Annotated in this window: 1 protein-coding gene; it reads left to right on the forward strand. The window is 54.8% G+C overall.

The window, feature by feature from the left end:
* The coding region (locus SB719_RS19335) for an FtsQ-type POTRA domain-containing protein (RefSeq protein ID WP_412159628.1) at positions 1 to 325 on the forward strand (325 nt) is incomplete at both ends.

Raw genomic sequence — 325 nt, forward strand, 5'->3', positions numbered from 1 at the left:
GGGTACTGCTGCACTCTCGCTGGCTTCGGTCAATGTTGCCGAGGCTGCTGTCGTTAGCCGTATCGAGGTACGCGGTAATACACGCGTCGACGCACAGTCCATCCGCGACAATATCGACATTCGTCCGGGCAAGGCCTTCACCAGCGCTGATATTGATGCTGCGGTGAAGCGTCAGTTTGCGATGGGGCTGTTCTCGGATGTTCGTATTAATCAGTCCGGCAGCACGCTCGTCGTGAATGTTTCTGAGCGTTCCGTCGTCAACAACGTCCTTTTCCAGGGCAACAAGAAGATCAAGGATCCTGATCTTACTCGTGCTGTTCAGCTC

Source organism: Pantoea sp. SIMBA_079, assembly GCF_046940275.1.
Taxonomy (GTDB): Bacteria; Pseudomonadota; Gammaproteobacteria; order Enterobacterales; family Enterobacteriaceae; genus Pantoea; species Pantoea borealis.